Consider the following 22935-nt stretch of genomic DNA (forward strand, 5'->3'; position numbering starts at 1 on the left):
GGGGTGGTGGGCCCCCCGCCCCCCCGCCCCCGCGCCCCCCCCCCCCCCCCCACACCCCCCCCCCCCCCCCGACGGGGGTCAGGGCAGGACGACGATCTTGCCGGTCTGCTCGCCGGCGGACATCCGGGCCAGGCCGGTCCCGACGTCGGACAGGGCGATCTCCGAGTCGACGACCGGCCGCACCCCGGTCCGTGCGCAGAACCGCAGCAGCGCGGCGAGGTCCTCGCGCGAACCCATCGTCACGCCCTGCACCCGGAGCTCGTTGAAGAAGACGCGGGTCAGCTCGGCCGGCGGGGCGTCCCCGCTGGTCGCGCCGCACACGGCGATCGTCCCGCCCGGGCGCAGGGACCGCACCGAGTGCGCCCAGGTGGCCTTGCCGACCGACTCCATGACGGCGTCGACCCGGGCCGGCAGCCGCTCACCCGGCTCGAGAGCGGCGGTCGCCCCGAGCTCGAGGGCGCGGTCGCGCTTCGCGGCGTCCCGCGAGGTGGCGACGACCTCGAGGCCGGCCGCGGCGCCGAGGACGATGGCGGCGGTGGCGACCCCGCCACCGACGCCCTGGACCAGCACGCGGTCGCCGGGGTGCAGGTCCGCCGCGCCGAACAGCATCCGGTAGGCGGTCAGCCAGGCGGTCGGCAGGCACGCCGCCTCGGCGAAGGACAGCTCGGCCGGCTTCGGCACCAGGTTCGCCGTGGGGACGGACACCTTCTCGGCCAGGGTCCCGGGGTACTTCTCGCTGAGCAGCGTGCGCCGCTCCCGCGGCCCGACACCGTGGCCGTCGGCGCCGACGACCCCGTGCACGACCACCTCGGTCCCGTCGGGTGCGACACCGGCCGCGTCCGTGCCGAGGATCATCGGCAGCTGCTCCTCGCGCAGCCCGACCCCGCGCAGCGACCACAGGTCGTGGTGGTTCAGGCTCGCGGCGCGGACCTCGACGGTGGTCCAGTGCTCACGGGGTTCGGGGTCCGGACGGTCGGTGACCTCCAGACCGTCGAGCGGGGAGTCCGGGGCGAAGCGGGCGACGGTGGCAGCAAGCATGGCCCCCAACCTACCCACGGGTGTCCAGCGGAGCGCCGGCACGGCCGTCGGCCGGGTCGGGCCCGATCCCCGCGAGTCAGGCCGTGCCGCGACGAGTCAGGGAGCCGGCTGCGGTTCCTCCGCACCGACGTCGAACAACCAGGCGATGCCGTACCGGTCCGTGAGCTGACCGTAGTAGTCGCCCCACGGCGCCATCTCGAACGGCATGACGTCGGTCGCGCCGTCGGAGAGGCCCGACACGACGCCCCGGACGTACGCCAGGTCCTCCGGGCCTCCGGTCAGCGAGACGGTGATGCCGCGGTTCGGTGCGACGTAGGGGGTCGAGGAGGGGGTGTCGGACGCCATGAGCACCAGTCCGCCGGTGGTGGTCACCGAGCCGTGCATGACGAGGTGTCCCTCGGCCGGGTCGTCGATCATGCCGGGGATGGAGTCGAAGGTGTTGATCTCGACCTCGCCGCCGAGCACCGCCCCGTAGAACTCGAGGGCGTCGCGCGCCTCGGTGCGAAAGCTGAGGTAAGGGGTGAGCCGTGCCATCGTGACCTCCACGGTCGGGTGCTCCGCCGGCGGCGGCACGTCCACGGTAGGTCGCTGCCGGGACGCTCGCGCGGCCGACCGGGGTCGAGGTGTGCCGGTCCACCCTGACTCGCGGCGTGCGGCCCTGACTCGCGGAGCCGCGTCAGGCGGGGGAGTGCCGGTCGACGTCGGCCAGGAAGCCGCGGACCAGCGGTCCCATCTGGTCGAACTCCAGCAGGAAGCCGTCGTGGCCGAAGTCCGACCTGATGAGGTGGGTGCCGGTCGCGTGCCGCAGCCCCGCGGCGATCCGGTCGGACAGCACGGGCGGGAACAGCCGGTCGGAGTCGACGGCGACGACGAGCGCCCGGGCCTCGACCTGGGCCAGCGCGGCGTCGACGCCGCCGCGGTCGCGTCCGACGTCGTGGGTCATCATCGACTCGGTGAGGCGCAGGTAGGAGTTGGCGTCGAAGCGACGGGCGAGCTTGTCGCCGTGGTGGTCCAGGTAGGACTGCACCGCGAAGCGGCCGTCGGTCTGGGGGTCCTCCCCGCCCTGGGGGATGCGGCCGAACCGTTCGTCGAGCTCCCGCGCGGTGCGGTAGGTGGTGTGCGCGATCTGGCGCGCGATGCCGAGCCCGGCGTGCGGACCCTCGCCGTCGGGGGCGTCGTAGTAGTCGCCGCCGTTCCACCGGGGGTCGGAGCGGATGGCCCCGAGCTGCGGGTGCGCCCACGCGATCTGGTCGCCGGTCGACTGGGCGCCCGTGGCGATCGAGACGATCGAGCGCACCTCGATGCCCGCCTCGGGGCCGAGCAGCGCCCACTCCAGCACCCGCATCCCGCCCATCGATCCGCCGATGACGGTCGCCCACGACCGGATGCCGAGCAGCCGGGCGAGCTCGATCTCGACGGCGACCTGGTCGCGGGTCGTGATGCGCGGGAAGCGGCCTCCCCACGGGAGCCCGTCCGGGGCGGGCGAGGCCGGCCCGGTGGTGCCCTGGCAGCCGCCGAGCACGTTCGGGACCACGACGTAGTACTCGTCGGTGTCGATCGGCGCCCCCGGCCCGATCATCGGCTCCCACCAGCCGGCGGTCGCCTGCCCCGGACCCGCGGGGCCCCGCACGTGCGCGTCCCCCGTCAGGGCGTGCAGCACGAGGACGGCGTTGGAGCCGTCGGGGGCGAGCCGTCCGTGGGTCTCGTAGGCGACCCGCACGTCGGGGAGCCGGGCCCCGCTCTCCAGGTCGAACGTGCCGACGTCGCGGAAGTGCCGGTCACCCGCCGGATGGCCCTCGCGCCAGGCCCCCGAGGCCGGGGCCGGACCGGCGGGTCCACGTCGGGCGCCGCGCGGCGACCTCCAGACAGTCTCGGTACCGGTGAGGTGGGTGGTCGTGGGGGTCATCGTCTCTCCAGGCGGCGGTGCCGGTGCGGGCGGCGGGGTGCGGGCGGACGAGCAGCGCACGCGGCGGGTGGGGCTGCACGGCGTGGAGACGCAGGCAGGCGAACGTGCGCGGGGTCTACGGGCACATTCGACGTGTCATGCCGTCGACGGTAACCAACGGATCTGCGCGTGCCCAGCCCGATCTCACGATGCGGGACCACATGTCGAGACGGTCGGGGACGGGTGGCGAGACGTGGCGCACCTCACGCGACGTACGCTGGGCAGATGGGGGAGACGCGCCGTCGCGTCGTCGAGATCGTCGGCATCTACCACGCCGAGGGCAGCCTGCTCGGCGAGGTCCGGTACGCACTGGGCAGGATGCGCGGCACGGCGCACTGCGCGCTCTGCGACATCACGCACGGGGCCCTCCGGCGCAAGCGGTCCTGGGACGCGTACGTCGCCGGCCTGGGCGTGCCCGTCCGGCTCCTGCACCTCGACGAGATGCCCGACGACGTCGCGTCGTCCGTCGCCCGCACGGGCAGTCCCGTCGTCCTCGGGCGCACCCCGGACGACGACCTCGTCACCCTGCTGGACGCCGATGCCCTCGAGGTCCTGCAGGGTGACGTGGACGCATTCGCCGGGGCGCTCGCACGGGCCCTGGAAGCGGTGGCCCGCTGACCGTCGTCAGGGCCGGAGCAGGACCTTGGTGGCCCGCCGCTCGTCCATGGCGGCATAGGCCTCGGCGACGTCGGCCAGGGGCATCTCGGCGTCGAAGACCCGACCGGGTCGGATCGCCCCGGACAGGACGTCGTCCAGCAGCTCGGCCATGTGCGTGCGGGCCGGGGCCATGCCGCCGCCCACGGTGATGTTCCGCCGGAACAGGGTCCCGATCGGCACCTGGGAGCCGCCGTGCGGCACCCCGACGAACCCGACCCGGCCGCCGCCGCGCACCGACCCGAGCGCCTGGTCCATCGACTGCTCCGTGCCGACGCACTCCAGGGCCGCGTCGGCGAGCTCGCCACCCAGCAGGTCGCGCAGTGCCGCGACACCCTCGTCGCCCCGCTCGGCGACGACGTCGTCCGCACCGAGCTCGCGCGCGAGCGCGGCCCGGTCCTCGTGGCGCGAGAACGCCACGACGCGGGCGGCGCCGAGCCGCTTGGCCGCGATGACGCCGCACAGTCCCACGGCGCCGTCGCCCACGACCGCCACGGTGTCCCCGGGGCCGACCCCCGCCGAGACGGCGGCGTGGTGGCCCGTCGACATGACGTCGGCCAGCGCCAGCAGGTCCGGCACGAGCCCGGCGGCCTCGAGGTCCTCCTCGCTGCGACCGACCGGGAACAGGGAGTGCTGCGCGAGCGGGATGCGCACGCGCTCGCTCTGCGCGCCGTCGACCGGGTGGCCGTCGCGGTCCGTGGACCCGAAGCCGGTGACGTGGTCGCAGGCGGAGGGGAAGCCGGCGCGGCAGGACTGGCACTCCCCGCAGCTCAGCGAGAACGGCACGATGACGAAGTCCCCGGGGGCCGCGGACGTCACCGCGGCGCCCACCTTCTCGACGACCCCGACCAGCTCGTGGCCGATGGGGTGCGGCTCCCGGGTCCGGGTGACGCCGCGGTAGGGCCACAGGTCGGAACCGCACACGCACGCCGCCACCACGCGCAGCACGGCGTCGTGGTCGGTGTGCAGGACGGGGTCGGGGCGGTTCTCGGCGCGGATGTCGCGCGGGGCGTGGATCATGGTGGCGAGCATGGACCCACCGTAGGCCGGAGGTGGCTCCGGTCACCGTCGGTCAGCCGGCGAGCGCCGCCTTGGCGGCCGTGAAGCCGAGCTCGAGGTCCGCGAGGATGTCCTCGACGTCCTCGATGCCCACCGCGAGGCGCACCAGGCCGGGGGTGACCCCGGACAGCGCCTGCTCGGCCTCGGTGAGCTGGCTGTGCGTGGTCGAGGCGGGGTGGATCACCAGCGACCGCACGTCGCCGATGTTGGCCACGTGCGAGTGCAGGCGCAGGGCCGAGACGAACGCCTGCCCGGCGTCCGCGCCGCCGTCGAGCTCGAACGCGAGCACGGCGCCCGACCCGCGCGGGGCGTAGCGCTGCTGGACGGCGTGCCACGGGCTGGACTCGAGGCCGGCGTAGTGGACCGTCCGCACGTCGGCGCGGGCCTCCAACCACTCCGCGACCCGCTGGGCGTTGTCCACGTGCCGCTCCATCCGCAGCGACAGCGTCTCGACGCCCTGGGCGATCTGGAAGGCGTTGAAGGGAGAGACGGCCGCGCCGAGGTCGCGCAGGAGCTGGACCCGGGCCTTGAGGACGAAGGCGAGGTTGGCGCCGAGCGCCCCGCCGACGCCGAGGTCGCGGGCGTAGACGAGCCCGTTGTACGAGGGGTCGGGCGTGTTGAACCCGGGGAACCGCTCGGGGTGGCGGGCGTAGTCGAAATTCCCCGAGTCCACGACGACGCCGGCCACCGTCGTGCCGTGCCCTCCGAGGTACTTGGTCGCCGAGTGCACGACGACGTCGGCCCCGTGCTCGATCGGGCGCACCAGGTACGGCGTCGCCACGGTGTTGTCGACGATGAGCGGCACCTGCGCCGCGTGCGCGACGTCCGCGACGAGGGCGATGTCGAGGACGTCGTTCTTGGGGTTGGGGATGGTCTCGGCGAAGAACGCCTTCGTGTTGTCCTGCACCGCCGCGCGCCAGGCGTCGGCGTCGTGGGCGTCCTCGACGAACGTCGTGGTGATGCCGAACCGCGGCAGCGTGTGCTTCAGGAGGTTGTAGGTGCCGCCGTACAGGCTGGCGCTGGCGACGACGTGGTCGCCGGCCTCGGCGACGTTGAGGATCGCGAAGGTCTCGGCGGCCTGACCGGAGGCGAGCAGCAGCGCGCCGACGCCGCCCTCGAGGTCGGCGATGCGGTTCTCGACCGTCTCCTGGGTCGGGTTGGTGATGCGCGTGTAGATCGGGCCGAGCTCGGCCAGCGCGAAGCGGTTCGCGGCGGTCTTGGCGTCGTCGAAGACGTACGACGTGGTCTGGTAGATCGGCAGGGCGCGTGCCCCCGTGGCGGGGTCGGGCGTCTGGCCGGCGTGGATCTGGCGGGTCGCGAACGACCAGCGGGGCGTGTCGGTCATGGGTGGCTCCTGGGTTCCGGCGGGCGGGAGGACGGGTGGCGCGCACGTGCTCCCACGGCCGGGCCGACACGGTCCGGGCCGGGCGGCCGGACGTGGGCAGGCGAACGTGCGCTGGGTCAGCGGCACATTCGACGCGTGGTCATGACCCGACGGTAGGCCGGGAGTCTCGCTGAGCGGAAGGGGGTGTCCACCCAGCGAGACGTCCTGGGCGAGATGGGGGCTTTACGGCCTTCTGGCGGTTCGCTAGGTTCGTCGGACGTGGGTCGACAACCGAGGGAGTGGCCGGCGATGGGGCGTGGCGACAGGGGGGTGCGGGGCAGGATCGCGCGGGTGGCGACGGCGGGGGCGGTGACGATGGGCCTGGCGCTGACCTCGGGCGCGGCCGTGGTCCCGGCAGCCGTCGCGGTGGACGGCGTGACGACGATCGAGCTGGACACCGACCATGCGTGGTTCGGACAGATCGCCGACGTGCCGGTCACCGTGACCGAGGGCGGTGCGCCGGCGGAAGGTCACGTCCAGCTCTTCGTGGATGGATCGCGCCAGGTGCCGCTGATCGAGCTCAGCGGGGGCAGGGCCACGCTGCCGCTGTTCACGGATCTCCAGACCGTCGGCGTGCACGAGCTCGAGGTCCGGCACCTCGACCCGGACGCGACGTCGGAGTGCCGCTGCGCCTCCTCCGCGACGACGTCGGTGGAGATCCTCGAGCCGTCGGCACCGCTCCTCACGCCCGCGTCGTGGATCCATGGCGCCCCGACCACGCTCCGGTTCGACGTCACGGGGACGGACCTGCCCACCCTCGGGTCCGTCGAGCTGCAGCTGCACGACTCGGTCGCTGCGCAGCTCGTGGACGGCGTGGCCGATCTCGAGATCGCCGGCGACGAGGTCACCGGCTCGATGATCGTGCTGGTGCAGCGCCGGGCCGACGGGGAGGTCCTGACGCGCTGGCGGCTGCCGGTCGACGTCCTGCCGGCTCCGGTCACCGTGGAGGCCGAGATCCCCGGGACCTGGCGCCGGGGCGAGATCGTGCGGATCCCGGTCGAGGTGACGTCCGCTTACGGGACGCCCACCGGGGCCGTCTCGGTGGCCCTGATGGACGACGGCGCGGGAGTCCCGTTGACGCGGGAGAGCCTCGTCGACGGGCGGGCGGAGCTCGCGGTCGACGTCGCGGACCTCCCGGGCGGGGAGCAGCAGATCGAGGTGAGCGTCGCGACGGGAGACGGGTTCGAGAGCACCCGGAAGCAGTACACGGTCGACGTCCTGCCCGCAGCGACGCGCACCGTGGTCTCCACCGCCTCTCGCTGGACGTACGGCACGGGTCGAACCGTCACCGTCGACGTCACGTCCCCGGCCGGGACGCCCGAGGGGCGGGTCGTGCTCTACCAGGCGGGGACCAGGATCGCCGGGGCGGACCTGGTGCAGGGCCACGCGTCCGCGGACGTCCGCGGCAAGAAGGTCGAGCCGGGCCGGCGCACGATCGTCGCGAAGTTCGTCCCGGCCACGCCCGACCATGCAGCGTCGCGCACCTCGTGGACGCAGCGGGTCCGCAAGGCGCAGCCGACCGTGCGGCTGCGCATGAAGCGCACCGCCTACCTGGCGTACGCCGACCTCACGGGCGGCAAGCCGGGCCGGATCGTCGTCCGGACGACGGGGGTGCCCGAGGTGGGCAAGCTGGTGCTGCAGACCCGTGACCCCGCCGCGAAGAACGACGGCTGGCGCTCACGGAAGTCGTGGTGGCTCAGCCGGAGCGAGGACGGGGTCCAGCGGATCAAGGTCCCCGGGCGCTACCTCGACAAGGTCGGCGGGCGGACGGGACGGGTCTATCTCCGCATCCGCTACATCCCCGCCGACAGCGAGCACGTCGCGAAGCGCCGGTCGCCGCGGGTGACGATCTACCACCTCTGACCCGGGCCGCGACCCGCCCGGGACGACGAAGGCCCCCACCCGCCGCAGCGGGTGGGGGCCTTCGTCAGGGCGCCGCGTGGCAGCGGACGCCGGGGTCAGTGGTGGTAGCCGGAGTCCTTCGCGCGCTGGATCGAGCGGTTGATCTCGTGCTCGGCGTCCTCGCGGCCGACCCAGTGGGCGCCCTCGACGGACTTGCCCGGCTCGAGGTCCTTGTAGACCTCGAAGAAGTGCTGGATCTCCAGGCGGTGGAAGTCGGAGACGTCGTCGATGTCCTGGCGCCAGGCGGCGCGCTGGTCGCCCGTCGGGACGCACAGCACCTTGTCGTCACCGCCCGCCTCGTCGCGCATGCGGAACATCCCCAGCGCGCGGCACTTGATCAGGCAGCCGGGGAAGGTCGGCTCCTCGAGCAGGACCATGGCGTCCAGCGGGTCACCGTCCTCGCCGAGGGTGCCCTCGATGAACCCGTAGTCGTCCGGGTATCGCGTCGAGGTGAAGAGCATGCGGTCCAGACGGATGCGACCGGTCTCGTGATCCACCTCGTACTTGTTCCGCTGACCCTTGGGGATCTCGATGGTGACGTCGAACTCCACAGTTCCTCCGCTCTGAAATGCCTGTGCGCCTCCCCAAGTGTGCCATGCAGGGGCGCGCGACGAGCGCGTGAGCGGCGGCTCGGCGCGCTCGCGGTGCGACCCGGGCGTGCGACAATGCGGGCTGACCGAGCCTGCGTGTGACCAGGTTCACGACACCGGGGGAGGATCGCATGGGGTGGCGCCTGAGGGTCGGTGCCGCCGTGACGTCGGTCCTCACGCTGTTCGGCGGGTACCTCGTGGCCGACGCCTACGACGTCGTGCCCGGGATGGTCACGTTCGACCCGCCCCACGAGTCGCCCGCCCCGTTCCCCTCCGCGCCGGGTGCCACCACCGGACCCAGCCCCCGGGTCGCCGTGCCGCCGCTGTCGTCCGAGGCGCCCGTCCCGGACGCCGACGCCGTCGGCCGGCTCGTGACCGACCTCGCCGACGACGAGCGGCTCGGGAGACGGGTGGGCGTGCTGGTCACCGACGCCGACTCCGGCGAGACGCTCGGCGCCCACCGGGCGGACCGCTTCATGGTGCCCGCCTCCACGCAGAAGATCCTCACCGCCGTGGCCGCCTACGAGGGGCCCGGCGGTGACGTCACCCTCCCCACCCGCGCCGTGCTGCAGGGGACCTCCCACGTCGTGCTCGTCGGCGGCGGGGACATGATGCTCGCCCCCGACGCCGGGGACCCCGACGCCGTCAACGGGCGGGCGGGCCTCGGCGACCTGGCCGACCAGGTCGTGGCGGAGCTCGGGCTGACCGGCCCGGACGCCGTCACCGTGTCGGTCGACGACACGCTGTTCCGCGGGCCGGCCGTCGCCCCCTCGGTCCGGGAGAGCGACGCCGACGCCGGGTACGTGGCCCCCGTCGCGGCGCTCGCCGTCGACGTCGCACGGCTGGACGACGACAAGTACGCCCCGCGACAGTCCGACCCGGCGATGGCCGCCGCCGAGACGTTCGCGGACGCACTCTCGGAGCGGGGGCTCCGGGTGGACGGCCGCGTCGACCGGCAGAAGGCGCCCTCCTCGGCCCGGGAGATCGGGCGGGTCGAGTCCGCGCCGCTGGGGGAGGTCGTCGACTACTTCCTCGTCGAGTCGGACAACACCCTCACCGAGGTGGTCGGCCGGATCGTGGCCGTCGACGCCGGACTGCCCGGCACGGGCTCGGCCGCGGTCAGCGAGGTGATGGCGGTCGTCGAGCGTCTCGGGGTCGACCTGTCGGGTGCCGAGCTGGCGGACCTGTCCGGCCTCGGCACCGGGTCCCGGATGACGTCCCGCCAGCTCGTCGACACCCTGGACCTCGCCGCCCGGGACCCCGCGCTGCGCGAGACCCTCGTCGGGCTGCCGATCGCGGGGATGCAGGGAACGCTCGCGGACCGGTTCGGGACGGGCAACCCCGGGCGCGGGTACACGCAGGCGAAGACCGGCAGCCTGCCCGACACCCGGGCGCTGTCCGGCACCGTGGTCACCTCCGACGACCGGCTGCTGCTGTTCACCGTGATGGCCGACCGGATCCCGGACGGGCAGTCCTGGGGCGCCAACCTCATCATCGACCGCTTCGTCGGCGAGCTCGCCGCCTGCGGGTGCCGTCCCGGGCGCTGACGGGCCCACGTCCGGCGCACGCCCGGCGACCCGCCGTTACGGTGGTCCCGTGACCTCCACCAGCACCCTCGTCGACTGGCAGACCGCGGCCCAGATCGCACGGCGCGTCGGGCGCCCCGGCCCGGTGGCGTCCCGCGCGGAGCTGGACGGCCTCGTCGAGGGGCTGCGCACCGCCGCGCAGGACGCCGTGCCGCACGTGCTGCGGGTGACGCGCATGCGGCCCGCCGACGCCGACGTGGAGCGCGAGCGGGACTCCTCCGGGCGGTTCACCCGGCGCGTCCGGGTCGAGCACGCCGACCTCGGCGACGTCCGCGTCGTCGACCGCGCCACCTGGGCCCGGGCGAACACGACGTCGATGGCCGCGCTCACCGACCCGGTGCTCGCCGGGCTGGACCTGGCCGCCCGTCCCGTCGAGTCCTCCACCGCCCGCCTGGCCGCCGCCGCCGAGGTCGGCGGGCTGCTCGCCCTGCTGTCCTCCAAGGTGCTCGGTCAGTTCGACCCGTACGGTCCCGGGCGGCCGACCCTGCTGCTCGTGGCGCCCAACGTGCTGGCCGCGGAACGGGCCATGCAGCTCGACCCGCAGGACTTCCGCCTCTGGGTCTGCCTGCACGAGCAGACCCACGCCCTGCAGTTCGCCGCCGCGCCCTGGCTCGCCGGGCACCTCGCCGACCGCATGGGTGCGCTGCTGCGGGACGTCACCGCCTCGTCGGTCGCGCTCAGCCACGCGCCGCTGCGCGACAAGGTCGCCCTCGTGGGGCGCACGCTGCTCGACGCGGTCCGGGGCGACCTCACCACGCCCGTCGACCAGGTGCTGGGACCGGACCAGAAGGAGCAGCTCGCCGAGATCACCGCCGTCATGGCCCTGCTCGAGGGGCACGCCGACGTCATGATGGACGCCGTCGGACGGCGTGTGGTGCCGAGCGTGCGCACCATCCGGTCGCGGTTCGAGAAGCGTCGTGACGGCGAGGGTGCGCCGCGGGTCGACGTCGTGCTGCGCCGGGTGCTCGGCATGGACGCCAAGATCGCCCAGTACCGCGACGGGGCCGCGTTCGTGCGGGCCGTCGAGGAGAAGGTCGGCCGGGACGGGTTGAACGCCGTCTGGGCCGAGCCCGGGAACCTCCCGAGCGCGCGCGAGATCTCCGACCCCCGCGCCTGGGTGCGTCGCGTGCACTCCTGAGAGTCCCGTGCCCCGCATCGACCCGGCGCTCGCCGCCGCCCGCACCGCCGTCCGCGCCGACCTCGCCGACCTGGGCCCGGACGACCTGGTGCTGGTCGCCTGCTCGGGCGGCCCCGACTCCCTGGCGCTCGCCGCCGCCGTCGCGCACGAGGCGCGCCGCGTGGGCCGGTCGGTGCGCTCGCGCGGGTACGCCGTGCGAGCGGGCGCCGTCGTCGTCGACCACGGTCTGCAGCCCGGGTCGGACGCCGTCGCCGAACGCGCCGCGCAGCAGTGCCGCGCCCTGGGGCTGGACCCGGTCGTGGTGCGGGAGGCCGCGGTCGTCGGGACGCGCGACGGCGCCGAGGGTGCGGCCCGCGCGGCGCGGTACGCCGCGCTGGAGGCCGTCGCGCAGGAGACGGGCGCGACCGCGGTGCTCCTCGGGCACACCCTCGACGACCAGGCGGAGCAGGTCCTGCTCGGGCTCGCGCGCGGCAGCGGCGCGCGGTCGCTCGGCGGCATGCCGGCGCGCCGGGGACGGTACCGCCGTCCGCTGCTCGGGCTGCGGCGCGCGCAGACCGCCGCGGCGTGCGTCGCGAGCGGTCTCGAGCCGTGGCACGACCCGACGAACGACCCGGACGCCGTTCACGGCGGACCCGTGCCGCTGCGGTCGGCGGTGCGCGGACGGCTGCTGCCGGTCCTGACCGATGTGCTCGGCCCCGGCGCGGTGGAGGCGCTCGCCCGCAGCGCCGACCAGCTCCGGGACGACGCGGCCGTGCTCGACGCCCAGGCCGCCGATCTCCTCACCCGTGCCCTGCCCGACCCCGGCACGGCCGTGGCCGAGGACGGGCCCGCCGGTGACGGGGCCGCCCTCGTGCTCGACGTCGCACCGCTGGCCGCCGCACCGGCCGCCCTGCGGCGGCGGGCGCTGCGGGAGGCGGCGCTCCGGGTCGGGTGCCCGCCCGGGACGACGACGGCACGGCACGTGGACGCGCTCGACGCGTTGGTGGTGCGCTGGCGCGGCCAGGGGGAGGTGCACCTGCCCGCGGACGTCCGGGCCACGCGGGACTGTGGCAGGCTGTTCCTGCGGCCGTCGGTGACGGGACCGCGTCACCCTGCCCCGCACCCCGAGGAGTAGCCCCGTGGACAAGTCGGACGTCGCCGGCGACCTCGCCGACATCCTGATCACCGAGGAGCAGATCGGCACCCGCCTGGACGAGATGGCGGCGCAGATCGACGCCGACTACGCCGGCAAGGACGTGCTCCTCGTCGGCGTGCTCAAGGGCGCGGTCATGGTCATGGCCGACCTGTCCCGCCGGCTCCACCACCCGCTGGAGATGGACTGGATGGCGGTGTCGTCCTACGGCTCGGGCACCAAGTCCTCCGGCGTGGTCCGCATCCTCAAGGACCTCGACACGGACCTGACCGGCCGTGACGTCCTCATCGCCGAGGACATCATCGACTCCGGTCTGACCCTGTCGTGGCTCGTGCAGAACCTGCGGTCCCGCGGTCCGGCGTCCGTGGAGATCGCGACGCTGCTGCGCAAGCCCGACGCGGCCAAGGTCGACGTCGACGTCCGCTACGTGGGCTTCGACATCCCCAACGAGTTCGTCGTCGGCTACGGCCTCGACTACGCCGAGAAGTACCGGAACCTGCCGTTCATCGGGACCCTGGCGCCGCACGTCTACTCGTGACGCCTGACGCCCTGGGCGAACAGGCGCGGGAACTTTCCGCGGTCCCGTGTAGTTTCGTAGGTCGAACCATCGCCCGACCGAAGGGAAGCGGGGCACGCCCCCGTCACGGATGAACTTCAAGAAGATCTTCAGCGGACCGCTCATCTGGATCGCGCTCGGCCTCATCCTGGTCGCGCTCGCGTTCTCGGCCTTCTCCGGTGAGCGGATCGAGCGTGTCGAGACGTCGCAGGGCCTGGAGCTGCTGTCCGGCGACACGGTCGACCACGCGCTCATCGTGGACGGCGACCAGCGCGTCGAGCTCGAACTCAGCGAGCCCTACGTCGTCGACGAGGGGACCGAGGACGAGCGGGACCTGGGCGAGAAGGTCGACTTCTTCTGGGTGGCGCCGCAGGGCGAGGACGTCGTCGCCGCCGTCGAGTCCGCGGACCTGTCCGAGGGCTACGACACCTACGTGCCGCAGCCGTCGTTCCTCGGCTCGATGCTCTCCTTCCTCGTGCCGTTCCTCATCATCCTCGTCGTCTTCTGGTTCGTCCTGTCGCGCATGCAGGGCGGCGGGCGCAACGGTGTCATGGGCTTCGGCAAGTCCCGGGCGAAGATGATCACCAAGGACACCCCGCAGGTGACGTTCGCCGACGTCGCGGGCGTGGACGAGGCCGTCGAGGAGCTGCACGAGATCAAGGAGTTCCTCTCCGAGCCGGAGAAGTTCCAGGCCGTCGGGGCGAAGATCCCCAAGGGTGTGCTGCTGTACGGCCCGCCCGGCACGGGCAAGACGCTCATCGCCCGCGCCGTCGCGGGAGAGGCCGGGGTGCCGTTCTACTCGATCTCCGGCTCGGACTTCGTCGAGATGTTCGTCGGCGTGGGCGCATCGCGCGTGCGGGACCTGTTCGAGCAGGCGAAGAACAACTCGCCCGCGATCATCTTCGTCGACGAGATCGACGCCGTCGGCCGGCACCGCGGCGCCGGCATGGGCGGCGGGCACGACGAGCGCGAGCAGACGCTGAACCAGATGCTCGTCGAGATGGACGGGTTCGACGTCAAGACGAACGTCATCCTCATCGCCGCGACGAACCGCCCCGACATCCTCGACCCCGCGCTGCTGCGCCCGGGCCGCTTCGACCGGCAGGTCGCCGTCGAGGCGCCGGACCTCAAGGGGCGCGAGCACATCCTGCAGGTGCACGCCAAGGGCAAGCCGATGGTCGAGTCCGTCGACCTGGCGGCCGTGGCGCGCCGCACGCCCGGCTTCACCGGCGCCGACCTGGCCAACGTGCTCAACGAGGCCGCGCTGCTCACCGCCCGCTCCGGGGCGCAGCTCATCGACGACCGGGCGCTCGACGAGGCGATCGACCGTGTGCTCGCCGGCCCCCAGAAGCGCACCCGGGTCATGAAGATCAAGGAGCAGAAGATCACGGCGTACCACGAGGGCGGCCACGCCCTGGTGGCGGCCGCGATGCGGTACACCGACCCGGTGACGAAGGTGACGATCCTGCCCCGTGGACGTGCTCTCGGGTACACGATGGTCATGCCCACCGAGGACAAGTACTCGACCACCCGCAACGAGCTCCTGGACCAGCTCGCCTACGCCATGGGTGGGCGCGTGGCCGAGGAGATCGTGTTCCACGACCCCACCACGGGTGCGAGCAACGACATCGAGAAGGCCACCGCCATCGCCCGCAAGATGGTGATGGAGTACGGCATGAGCGAGAAGGTCGGCGCGCTCAAGCTCGGCTCCGCCTCGTCCGAGCCCTTCCTGGGCAAGGACATGGGCCACCAGCGCGACTACTCGGAGGCCGTCGCGGGGACCGTGGACCACGAGGTCCGCAAGCTCGTCGAGGCGGCGCACGACGAGGCGTGGGAGGTGCTGACCCAGTACCGCGACGTCCTGGACGACCTCGTGCTGCAGCTGCTGGAGAGCGAGACCCTGAACCAGGCCGAGCTGGCCGAGGTCTTCGCCCCGGTGAGCAAGCGCCCGGCCCGCGACGTGTGGCTGTCCAGCACCGAGCGCACCGTGCACACCCGCGGTCCGGTGATGACCGAGGGCGAGAAGGCCGCCTACGCCACCAACGGCCACGCCGGCGGGCTGCCGCAGGACGAGGCCGCCGTCGTCGGCAACGTCGAGGCCGAGGCCGCGGCGTCGCGCACCGTCGACGAGCGTGTCGCGCGGCCCTCGGGCGACGACGGCACGACCGCGGAGCGGTCCGACGGCGAGGAGGCCTGAGTGGCCGAGCCGGATCTCCCGCTGTCGCCGGTCTCCCTCGGGATGCGGTCGGCGTCGGAGGTGCCGCCCTACGACCCCGAGCGGGTGGAGGCGGCGATCCGTGAGCTGCTGATCGCCGTCGGGGAGGACCCCGACCGCGAGGGCCTGCGCGACACGCCCGCACGGGTGGCGCGCTCCTACCGGGAGATCTTCGCCGGGCTGCACCGCGAGCCGGAGGACGTGCTGACCACCACCTTCGACCTCGGTCACGAGGAGCTGGTGCTGGTCAAGGACATCGAGGTGTACTCCACCTGCGAGCACCACCTGGTGCCGTTCCACGGCGTCGCCCACATCGGCTACATCCCCAGCGCCGACGGGCGGATCACCGGGTTGTCGAAGCTGGCGCGGCTCGTCGACGTCTACGCCAAGCGTCCCCAGGTCCAGGAGCGCCTGACCACGCAGGTCGCGGACGCGCTGGTGAGCATCCTCGACCCGCGGGGCGTCATCGTCGTCGTCGAGTGCGAGCACCTGTGCATGTCGATGCGGGGCGTCCGCAAGCCCGGCGCCCGGACGGTGACGTCCGCCGTGCGGGGGCAGCTGCAGGCCACCGCGACGCGTGCCGAGGCGATGAGTCTGATCCTGGGGCGCTGACGCATGAGGACGCGCGACGTCGCCGTCGCCGGGCTGCCGGAGCTGTCGGGGACAGGACGCTGCCTGGTGATGGGTGTGGTCAACATCACGCCGGACTCCTTCTCCGACGGCGGGGAATGGTTCGAGCCGGAGGCCGGCGTGCAGCACGGGCTCGACCTGCTCGCCGAGGGCGCCGACGTCCTGGACGTCGGCGGGGAGTCGACCCGTCCCGGGGCGGACCGGGTGACCGAGGCGGAGGAGCTGCGTCGCGTCATCCCGGTGATCGGGCGCCTCACCGCCGCCGGTGCCGTGGTGTCGGTCGACACGACGCGGGCCGCCGTCGCCGAGCGTGCGGTCGCCGCCGGCGCGCGCCTGGTCAACGACGTCTCCGGCGGCCTCGCCGACCCCGAGATGGCCACGGTCGTGGCCGAGACCGGGGTGCCGTACGTGGCGATGCACTGGCGGGGGCACAGCGACGTCATGGACTCGCTGCAGGACTACGACGACGTCGTGGCCGACGTCCGTGACGAGCTCGCCGCGCGCGTCGCCGCGCTGCACGACGCCGGGGTGGCCCCCGAGCAGGTCGTGCTCGACCCGGGCCTGGGTTTCGCCAAGTCCGGTGCGCTGAACTGGCCGCTGCTCGCCCACCTGGACGCGTTGGAGTCGCTGGGGCGACCGCTGCTCGTGGGTGCGTCCCGCAAGCGGTTCCTCGGGCACCTGCTGGCGGGTGTGCACGGCACGGCGGACGACCAGCCGGTACCGCCCGGCGCCCGGGACGACGCCACGGCCGCGATCTCGGCGTTGGCTGCACACGCCGGGGCGTGGTGCGTGCGCGTCCACGCCGCGCGTGCGAGCGTTGACGCCGTACGAGTGGCGGCCGCCTGGAGGCAGGCCGAGACGATGGAGGGCACCGCGTGACATTCGCCGACGCCGTGACGGGGTCGGACGGCCGACCCCTCGACCAGATCAGACTGACGGGCGTGACCGCCACCGGCCACCACGGCGTGCTGCCGGAGGAGCGCGCCGAGGGGCAGACGTTCCGCGCCGACGTGGTGCTGCACCTGGACGTGCGGGCCGCTGCCGGTGCCGACGACCTCGCGGCGACGGTCAGCTACGCCGAGGTCGCCGAGGACGTGCACGACGTGCTCTGCGGTCCGCCGGTCGATCTCGTCGAGACGCTGGCCGAACGGGTCGCCGCCGTCGTGCTGGAGCACCCGGCGGTCCAGGCCGTCGACGTGCGGGTGCACAAGCCGGAGGCGCCCATCGCCGTCCCGTTCGACGACGTCGAGATCGTGGTGCGCCGCGACCGGGAGCACCGGCCGTCGGTGCCGGCGCTCCCTGCCGGGTCGCCGGTGCAGGTCTCGTCGTCCGGCCCCGCCCCGGAGCCGGCGGCTCCCGCGGTGCCACCGCCTCCGGCCCCGCCGCAGCCGGTCGCGGGGACACCCGCGTCCGCGCCGGTGCCGGTGCCGTCGGCGGCCGTGCCCGCCCCGGCCCCGTCGCCGTCCGCCGGTTCGGTGCCGTCCGCCTCGTCGGTGCCGACGCCCGCCGTGTCCGTGCCACCGGCGCCCGAGCGTCCCGTCGCGGAAGCACCCGTTCCCGCACCGCGCGCCCCCGAGCCCGCCGTGCCGGAGTCGTCGGCCGCCGAGTCCTCGCCCGTGGCGGAGGTGGCGATCGTGGAACCGGAGCACGTGCCCGCCCCGGCCGTCGACCCCCTGGACGCGGTGCCGGAGGCCCCCGTCGAGGCGGTGATCGCCCTCGGAGCGAACCTGGGTGACGCCCAGGGCACGCTGCGCGAGGCGGTGACCGACATCGACCGGGTCTCGGGGGTGCAGGTGATGGAGGTCTCGCCGCTCGCCCGCACGGTCGCTGTCGGCCCCGAGCAGCCGGACTACCTCAACGCCGTGCTGCTGGTGCGGACCACGCTGCCGGCCCGCGGCCTGCTGGGCGTCTGCCAGGACGTCGAGATGCTGCACGGCCGGGTCCGCGAGGAGCGCTGGGGTCCGCGGACGCTGGACGTCGACCTCATCCAGTACGACGACCTGACGTCGACCGCCGAGGACCTGGAGCTCCCGCACCCCCGCGCGCACGAGCGGGCGTTCGTGCTGGTGCCGTGGGCGGAGGTCGACCCGCAGGCCGTGCTGGGCGGGCTCGGCGGCGGTTCGGTCGCCCAGCTGGCCGCGACGGCCCCCGACCGAGCGGGCATCCGGTGGCTCGCGCTGGACTGGTTGACCGGACCGGCCGCGACCGGGACGGTGCCAGCGCAGCCGCAGCCGGAGCCGGAGCCGGAGGCGGACCCGCCTCCGGCCGGGGAACAGTCCTCGACCTCGGCGCCGGCCACCAGCGCGTTCCCGGCGCAGGCCGCGCCCTCGGCACCGGTCCCGTCCGCGGACCCCTCCGCCGAACCGTGGCGCGAGCCGTCGGGCGAGCTGCCCCGGCGGGATCCGTCGCCCCGGCTGCCGCAGCGGGACACCCCCGCCGAGCTGCCGCGGCGGGAGCCGTCGACCGAGCTGCCGCAGCGGAGGGAGACCTCCGGCCAGGTGCCGCAGGTCCAGGAGCCACGCGGCTTCGTGGCGGCCGCCGGGATCCACGCCCCGATCCCGCCCGCCCCCGACGCCGAGCACCCGGAGCGCTCCTGACGTGCGGCGTACCCGTGTCCGGACCCTCGCGGCCGTCGCGGTCGGCGTCGCCGCCGTCGGGCTGCTGCTGCTGAGACTGCTCGAGTCCCGGGGGATCTTCGTCCCCGGCGCCGCCTGGGTGGAGGTGGCTGCTCTCGTCCTGCTCGCCGGTCTCGTGCTGTGGGCCGGCTGGGCGGTCCGGTCCTACCTGCGCGGTGACCGCCCCGACCTGGACCCGCTGCGCGCGGCGCGCACGTTCGCCATGGCCAAGGCCGCGGCGTACACGGGGGCCTTGCTGGCCGGCCGGTACGTCGCCTCCGTGCTGCTGGTGCTGCCGCAGCTGGACGTGGAGCCGCGCCGGGAGGTCGCCGTCACGTCGGGGGTGGCCGCGCTGGCCGCCGTGGGGCTCGCGGTCGTGGGGCTCGTCGTCGAGAAGTTCTGCGAGGCGCCGCCTCCCGAGGAGGACGACGGGACCGAGGCGGTCCCGTCCTGAGACGGCGCGGGCCGTCCCGTGCCGCTGTTCTGCGAAGATGGGGACATGACACACCCCGCACCGGGTCCGGCCGACCCGTTCGACCCGCCGGGCGTGACGTGGGACCGGGTGTCGCCCCGGCTGATCCCCGCGCGTCTGGTCGTCGTGGGCATCTGGCTCGGACTGCCGCTCGTCGCCACGGTCCTCCTCGCCGTGCTGGTCACCCCGTGGCTGTGGATCGCGACCGCCGCGCTCGTCGTGCTGCTCGCCTGGGTCGGGGTGCTGGTGCCCCGGCAGGTCCGTGCCATCGGGTACGCCGAGCGTGACGACGACCTGCTGATCCGCAGCGGGATCCTGTTCCGCGAGCTGGTCGTGGTGCCCTACGGACGGATGCAGTTCGTGGACGTCACGGCCGGCCCCCTGGACCGTCGGCTGAACATCGCCAAGGTCCAGCTCCACACGGCCTCGGCCAGCACGGACGCCGAGATCCCGGGGCTGACGCCGGACGAGGCCGAACGTCTGCGTGATCGTCTGACGGCGCGCGGCGAGGCGAGGCTGGCCGGCCTGTGAGCGCTGCGGAACCGACGCCGGACGTCCCCCGGACGGCACCGGCGCGCGAGTGGCGACGGGTGCACCCCATCACGCCGGTCGTGCGGGGCTGGGCCGTCATCGCGGTGCTCCTGTTCGTCGTGGGGCAGCAGCTCGCCGAGGGTGTCGAGTACGCCGACGCCGTGGTCGACGGCGTGGCCCAGGTGTGGTGGATCGTGGTCGTCCTCGTGGTGGTCCTGCTGGCGGTCATCTTCGGCGTCTCGGCGCTGGCCTGGCGCATGACCTCCTACGCGGTGGACGACGACGCCGCGCACCTGCGGCGGGGCATCCTCTTCCGGCAGCAACGCCACGCGCGCCTCGACCGCCTGCAGGCCGTCGACGTCCGCCAGCCGCTGCTGGCGCGGCTGTTCGGGCTGGCGGAGCTGACCCTCGAGGTCGCCGGCGGGTCGGACTCCGGGGTGGTGATCGGGTTCCTGCGGCTCGACGACGCCAAGCAGCTGCGGGCCGAGCTGCTGGCGCGCGCGGCCGGCGTCAAGGCGCGTCGCACCGACGGGCAGACGGTCGGTGCCGGCGACGGCGCGGGAGGGGCGGCGTCGCCCACCGCCTCGTCCCACGACTCGCCACCGGCCGAGGTCGCCGAACCGGCGCAGGAGGCACCCGAGAACCTGGTCTACGAGGTGCCCCCGGGCCGGCTGGTCGTCTCGCTGCTGCGCCTGCCCGCCGTGTGGATCGCGCTGGCCGTGCTGATCGGCCTCGTCGTGTTCGTCGCCGCCACGCAGGCCGTCGGGGTGCTGTTCTCGATGCTGCCGGTCGCCCTCGGCGTCGGGACGTTCCTGTTCAACCGCTTCGCCGGCGAGTTCGGGTTCCGGGCGGCGATCTCCCCGGACGGGATCAGGCTGCGGCACGGGCTGCTGGAGACGCGGGCGCAGACGATCCCTCCCGGGCGGGTCCAGGCGCTGGAGCTCACCCAGGGGCTGTGGTGGCGGGGCAAGGACTGGTGGCGGATCACGGTCAACGTGGCCGGCTACGGCAGCGAGGACCAGAACGGTACGCAGAACGTGCTGCTGCCGGTGGGTCCTCGCTCCGAGGCACTGGCGGCCCTGTGGCTGGTGCTGCCCGACCTCGGGGCCGACGAGCTGACCGAGCTGCTGGACGAGGGCCTGGCGGGCGACAGCCGGACCGACCGGTTCTTCACGACGAGCCCGCGGAGGGCCCGGTTGCTGGACCCGCTCAGCTGGCGGCGCAACGGGTTCGCGGTCGCCGACCGTGCGCTGCTGCTGCGTGGCGGACGCCTGACGCGGCGACTCTCCGTGGTGCCGCACGAGCGGACCCAGTCCCTGGGCCTCGAGCAGGGGCCGTGGCAGCGCGGCCGGGGCCTGGCGACCTTCGCGGTGCACTCCACGCCGGGACCGGTGACGACCCGGTCCCACCACCTCGACGCCCCCGACGCGGTGCACCTGCTGAGCGAGCAGGCGGTCCGCGCGCGCTCGGCCCGGGCGCACCAGGTGCCGGAGCGGTGGATGGAGCGGGTGGCGCCCCTGGCGAGGTCGCGGCCCACCGACGGCGACGCGGAGGAGACCCCGTGACGGCGCCGGAGACGACCCGCCCGGGTCGGCTCGGGGTCGGCGTCGTCGGCGCCGGCCGGGTCGGGGCCGTGCTGGGCAGCGCGCTGCGGTCGGCCGGGCACGCCGTCGTCGGCGCCTCCGGGGTCTCGGACGCCTCGCACGAGCGGATCGAGACGATGCTGCCCGGCGTGCCGCACCTGGAGGTGCCGGAGATCGTCGAGCGGTCCGAGCTGGTGCTGCTGGCGGTGCCCGACGACGCGCTCGCCGACCTCGTGTCCGGTCTGGCCGACGTCGGCGCCTGGCAGCCGGGCCAGATCGTCGTGCACACCTCGGGCCGCTACGGCACGGGGGTGCTGGGGCCCGCGCAGCGGGCGGGTGCGATCCCGCTGGCGATCCATCCCGCGATGACGTTCACCGGGACCTCGCTGGACCTGGCCCGGCTGTCGGGCTGCACCTTCGCCGTCACCGGACCCGGGGCGGTGCTGCCCATCGGGCAGGCGCTCGTGGTCGAGATCGGGGGCGAGCCCGTCGTCGTCGACGAGGCGTCCCGGGGGCTCTACCACGCCGCGCTGGCGCACGGGGCGAACCATCTGGTGGTCCTCGTGGCCCAGGCGGCGCAGGCGCTGGAGGCCGCCGGGATCGAGCACCCGGGCCGGGTGCTGGCCCCGCTGCTGGGCGCCGCCCTCGACGGGGCGACCCGCGCGGCGGACGTGCGCGACGGCGAGGGCCCCGGGGCGATCGCGGCGCTGACCGGCCCGGTCGCCCGGGGGGACGCCGGCACGGTGACCACCCACCTGGAGGTCCTCGGGGACCTCGCGGCCGACACGGGGGCGACGGACGTCCCCGACAGCTACACGGAGCTCGCCCGCGGGGCCGCGCGGCGCGCGCTCGCGAGCCACCGCATCGACGACGCGGCAGCACGGGCGCTGCTGGACGTCCTCGGCGAACCGCCCAAGGGGGACTCATGACCGCACCTGCCGACCGGGCGACGTCGTCGTCCGCCGACACCGACGGGGTCGTCGCACGGACCCGTACCGAGCTGCGGGACGCGCTCGCCGCGTGGACGCTGGGCGGGGCCGACCCGACCGACCGCCGTGCCGTGGTGATGACGATGGGGGCGCTGCACGCGGGGCACCTGGAGCTGGTCCGGCGTGCCCGGGCCGAGGTCGGCCCCGGCGGGCAGGTGGTGGTGACGATCTTCGTCAACCCGCTGCAGTTCGGCGAGGGCGAGGACCTGGACGCCTACCCCCGGGACCTGGACGGCGACCTGGAACGGCTCGCCGAGGTGGGGGCGGACGTCGTCTTCGCGCCGACGCCGGACGTCGTCTACCCCGACGGCGACCCGATCGTGCGGGTGTCCGCCGGTCGGATCGGCGAGGTGCTCGAGGGGGCCTTCCGCCCCGGGCACCTCGACGGCGTGCTGACCGTGGTGCTGAAGCTGGTCCAGCTCACCCGCCCGGACGTCGCGCTGTTCGGCCAGAAGGACGCCCAGCAGCTCCTCGCCGTCCGCCGCATGGTGCGTGACCTGGACCTGCCGGTCGAGATCGTCGGCGTGCCCACCGTGCGTGACGAGGACGGCCTGGCGCTGTCGTCCCGCAACACGTACCTGTCCGCGGGGGAGCGGGACGCGGCCCTGGCGCTGTCGCGCGCGCTGCGGGGCGGTGCGGTGGAGGCCGAGGCCGGGCACGGCGCCGCGGCGGTGCTCGCGACGGCGTCGGGAATCCTCAACGCGGTCCCCGACGTTGTGGTGGACTACCTGGCACTCGTCGACCCGGATACTGTGGAGGAGGTAGCCGGTGACCACACCGGTCCCGCCCTGCTGCTCGTCGCCGCGCGCGTGGGCACCACACGACTGATCGACAACCAGGCCGTGGATGTCGTCGCGTCCTCCGCGGAGGACGAAACCGCAGGCCAGGAGGCAACCCCGTGACTGACCAGACTGCA

The 22935-nt window shown here is 74.4% G+C and carries 21 protein-coding genes; 15 read left to right on the forward strand and 6 right to left on the reverse strand.

Translation table 11 applies throughout. The features are described 5' to 3' along the window. Positions 1-78: 78 nt before the first annotated feature. The 3 genes from Q6350_RS12615 to Q6350_RS12625 all read right to left on the reverse strand — a co-directional run bounded on the left by Q6350_RS12615 (position 79) and on the right by Q6350_RS12625 (position 2944). Positions 79-1038, reverse strand: coding sequence for a zinc-binding dehydrogenase (locus Q6350_RS12615; protein WP_305066353.1), 960 nt, complete (start codon positions 1036-1038; stop codon positions 79-81). A gap of 96 nt (positions 1039-1134) precedes the next feature. Then, complete coding sequence (locus Q6350_RS12620) at positions 1135-1617, reverse strand: VOC family protein (RefSeq protein WP_370375396.1); 483 nt, start codon at positions 1615-1617, stop codon at positions 1135-1137. Positions 1618-1714: 97 nt separating this feature from the next. Continuing rightward, entirely contained in the window at positions 1715-2944 is a 1230-nt protein-coding gene (locus Q6350_RS12625) for a homoserine O-acetyltransferase (protein ID WP_305066354.1), read from the reverse strand. A gap of 264 nt (positions 2945-3208) precedes the next feature. Between Q6350_RS12625 and Q6350_RS12630 the strand changes: the two genes are divergently transcribed. Continuing rightward, entirely contained in the window at positions 3209-3601 is a 393-nt protein-coding gene (locus Q6350_RS12630; RefSeq protein WP_304603099.1) for a hypothetical protein, read from the forward strand. A 6-nt stretch (positions 3602-3607) separates the two neighbouring features. Here Q6350_RS12630 and Q6350_RS12635 read toward each other — a convergent pair whose 3' ends face one another. Beyond that, positions 3608-4669: a zinc-dependent alcohol dehydrogenase family protein gene (locus Q6350_RS12635; protein WP_305066355.1), complete on the reverse strand. Its 1062-nt coding sequence runs from the start codon at positions 4667-4669 to the stop codon at positions 3608-3610. A gap of 40 nt (positions 4670-4709) precedes the next feature. Beyond that, a complete protein-coding gene (locus Q6350_RS12640; protein ID WP_305066356.1) occupies positions 4710-6041 on the reverse strand; it encodes a bifunctional o-acetylhomoserine/o-acetylserine sulfhydrylase in 1332 nt (443 codons plus the stop codon). 330 nt (positions 6042-6371) lie between these two features. Between Q6350_RS12640 and Q6350_RS12645 the strand changes: the two genes are divergently transcribed. Then, positions 6372-7943, forward strand: a complete 1572-nt coding sequence (locus tag Q6350_RS12645) for a hypothetical protein (protein ID WP_305066357.1) — start codon at positions 6372-6374, stop codon at positions 7941-7943. Positions 7944-8038: 95 nt separating this feature from the next. Here Q6350_RS12645 and Q6350_RS12650 read toward each other — a convergent pair whose 3' ends face one another. After that, positions 8039-8533: an inorganic diphosphatase gene (locus Q6350_RS12650; RefSeq protein WP_171245588.1), complete on the reverse strand. Its 495-nt coding sequence runs from the start codon at positions 8531-8533 to the stop codon at positions 8039-8041. A 170-nt stretch (positions 8534-8703) separates the two neighbouring features. On the opposite strand from Q6350_RS12650, the gene Q6350_RS12655 reads away from it, so the two are divergent. From Q6350_RS12655 to panC, 13 genes are all read left to right on the forward strand, one after another. Further along, complete coding sequence (locus tag Q6350_RS12655; RefSeq protein ID WP_304603102.1) at positions 8704-10119, forward strand: D-alanyl-D-alanine carboxypeptidase/D-alanyl-D-alanine-endopeptidase; 1416 nt, start codon at positions 8704-8706, stop codon at positions 10117-10119. Positions 10120-10168: 49 nt separating this feature from the next. Beyond that, positions 10169-11296, forward strand: a complete 1128-nt coding sequence (locus tag Q6350_RS12660; RefSeq protein WP_304603103.1) for a zinc-dependent metalloprotease — start codon at positions 10169-10171, stop codon at positions 11294-11296. 7 nt (positions 11297-11303) lie between these two features. Beyond that, entirely contained in the window at positions 11304-12410 is a 1107-nt protein-coding gene (gene tilS, locus Q6350_RS12665) for a tRNA lysidine(34) synthetase TilS (protein WP_305066358.1), read from the forward strand. A 4-nt stretch (positions 12411-12414) separates the two neighbouring features. Further along, complete coding sequence (hpt, locus tag Q6350_RS12670; protein ID WP_304603105.1) at positions 12415-12966, forward strand: hypoxanthine phosphoribosyltransferase; 552 nt, start codon at positions 12415-12417, stop codon at positions 12964-12966. 109 nt (positions 12967-13075) lie between these two features. Further along, a complete protein-coding gene (gene ftsH / locus Q6350_RS12675) occupies positions 13076-15181 on the forward strand; it encodes an ATP-dependent zinc metalloprotease FtsH (protein WP_304607513.1) in 2106 nt (701 codons plus the stop codon). A gap of 42 nt (positions 15182-15223) precedes the next feature. Next, on the forward strand, positions 15224-15811 hold the full coding sequence (folE, locus tag Q6350_RS12680; RefSeq protein ID WP_171245932.1) for a GTP cyclohydrolase I FolE: 588 nt from the start codon (positions 15224-15226) through the stop codon (positions 15809-15811). Positions 15812-15814: 3 nt separating this feature from the next. Continuing rightward, positions 15815-16708 (forward strand): dihydropteroate synthase, encoded by an 894-nt coding sequence (gene folP, locus Q6350_RS12685; RefSeq protein ID WP_171245582.1) that lies wholly within the window; start codon positions 15815-15817, stop codon positions 16706-16708. 14 nt (positions 16709-16722) lie between these two features. Then, the gene (gene folK / locus Q6350_RS12690) at positions 16723-18426 is read left to right on the forward strand and encodes a 2-amino-4-hydroxy-6-hydroxymethyldihydropteridine diphosphokinase (RefSeq protein ID WP_305066485.1); all 1704 of its coding nucleotides are present in this window, start codon (positions 16723-16725) and stop codon (positions 18424-18426) included. Position 18427: 1 nt separating this feature from the next. Then, positions 18428-18898, forward strand: a complete 471-nt coding sequence (locus Q6350_RS12695) for a DUF3180 domain-containing protein (RefSeq protein WP_171245580.1) — start codon at positions 18428-18430, stop codon at positions 18896-18898. 45 nt (positions 18899-18943) lie between these two features. After that, the gene (locus Q6350_RS12700) at positions 18944-19447 is read left to right on the forward strand and encodes a PH domain-containing protein (RefSeq protein WP_304603108.1); all 504 of its coding nucleotides are present in this window, start codon (positions 18944-18946) and stop codon (positions 19445-19447) included. Then, positions 19444-21012 (forward strand): PH domain-containing protein, encoded by a 1569-nt coding sequence (locus Q6350_RS12705; RefSeq protein WP_304603109.1) that lies wholly within the window; start codon positions 19444-19446, stop codon positions 21010-21012. Before Q6350_RS12700 ends, Q6350_RS12705 begins: the two co-directional genes overlap by 4 nt. Then, positions 21009-21959: a Rossmann-like and DUF2520 domain-containing protein gene (locus Q6350_RS12710; RefSeq protein WP_304603110.1), complete on the forward strand. Its 951-nt coding sequence runs from the start codon at positions 21009-21011 to the stop codon at positions 21957-21959. Before Q6350_RS12705 ends, Q6350_RS12710 begins: the two co-directional genes overlap by 4 nt. Next, positions 21956-22921, forward strand: coding sequence for a pantoate--beta-alanine ligase (gene panC / locus Q6350_RS12715; protein WP_305066361.1), 966 nt, complete (start codon positions 21956-21958; stop codon positions 22919-22921). Before Q6350_RS12710 ends, panC begins: the two co-directional genes overlap by 4 nt. Positions 22922-22935: the final 14 nt, after the last annotated feature.

The sequence above is a fragment of the Isoptericola sp. b515 genome, from assembly GCF_030588125.1.
Taxonomy (GTDB): Bacteria; Actinomycetota; Actinomycetes; order Actinomycetales; family Cellulomonadaceae; genus Isoptericola; species Isoptericola sediminis.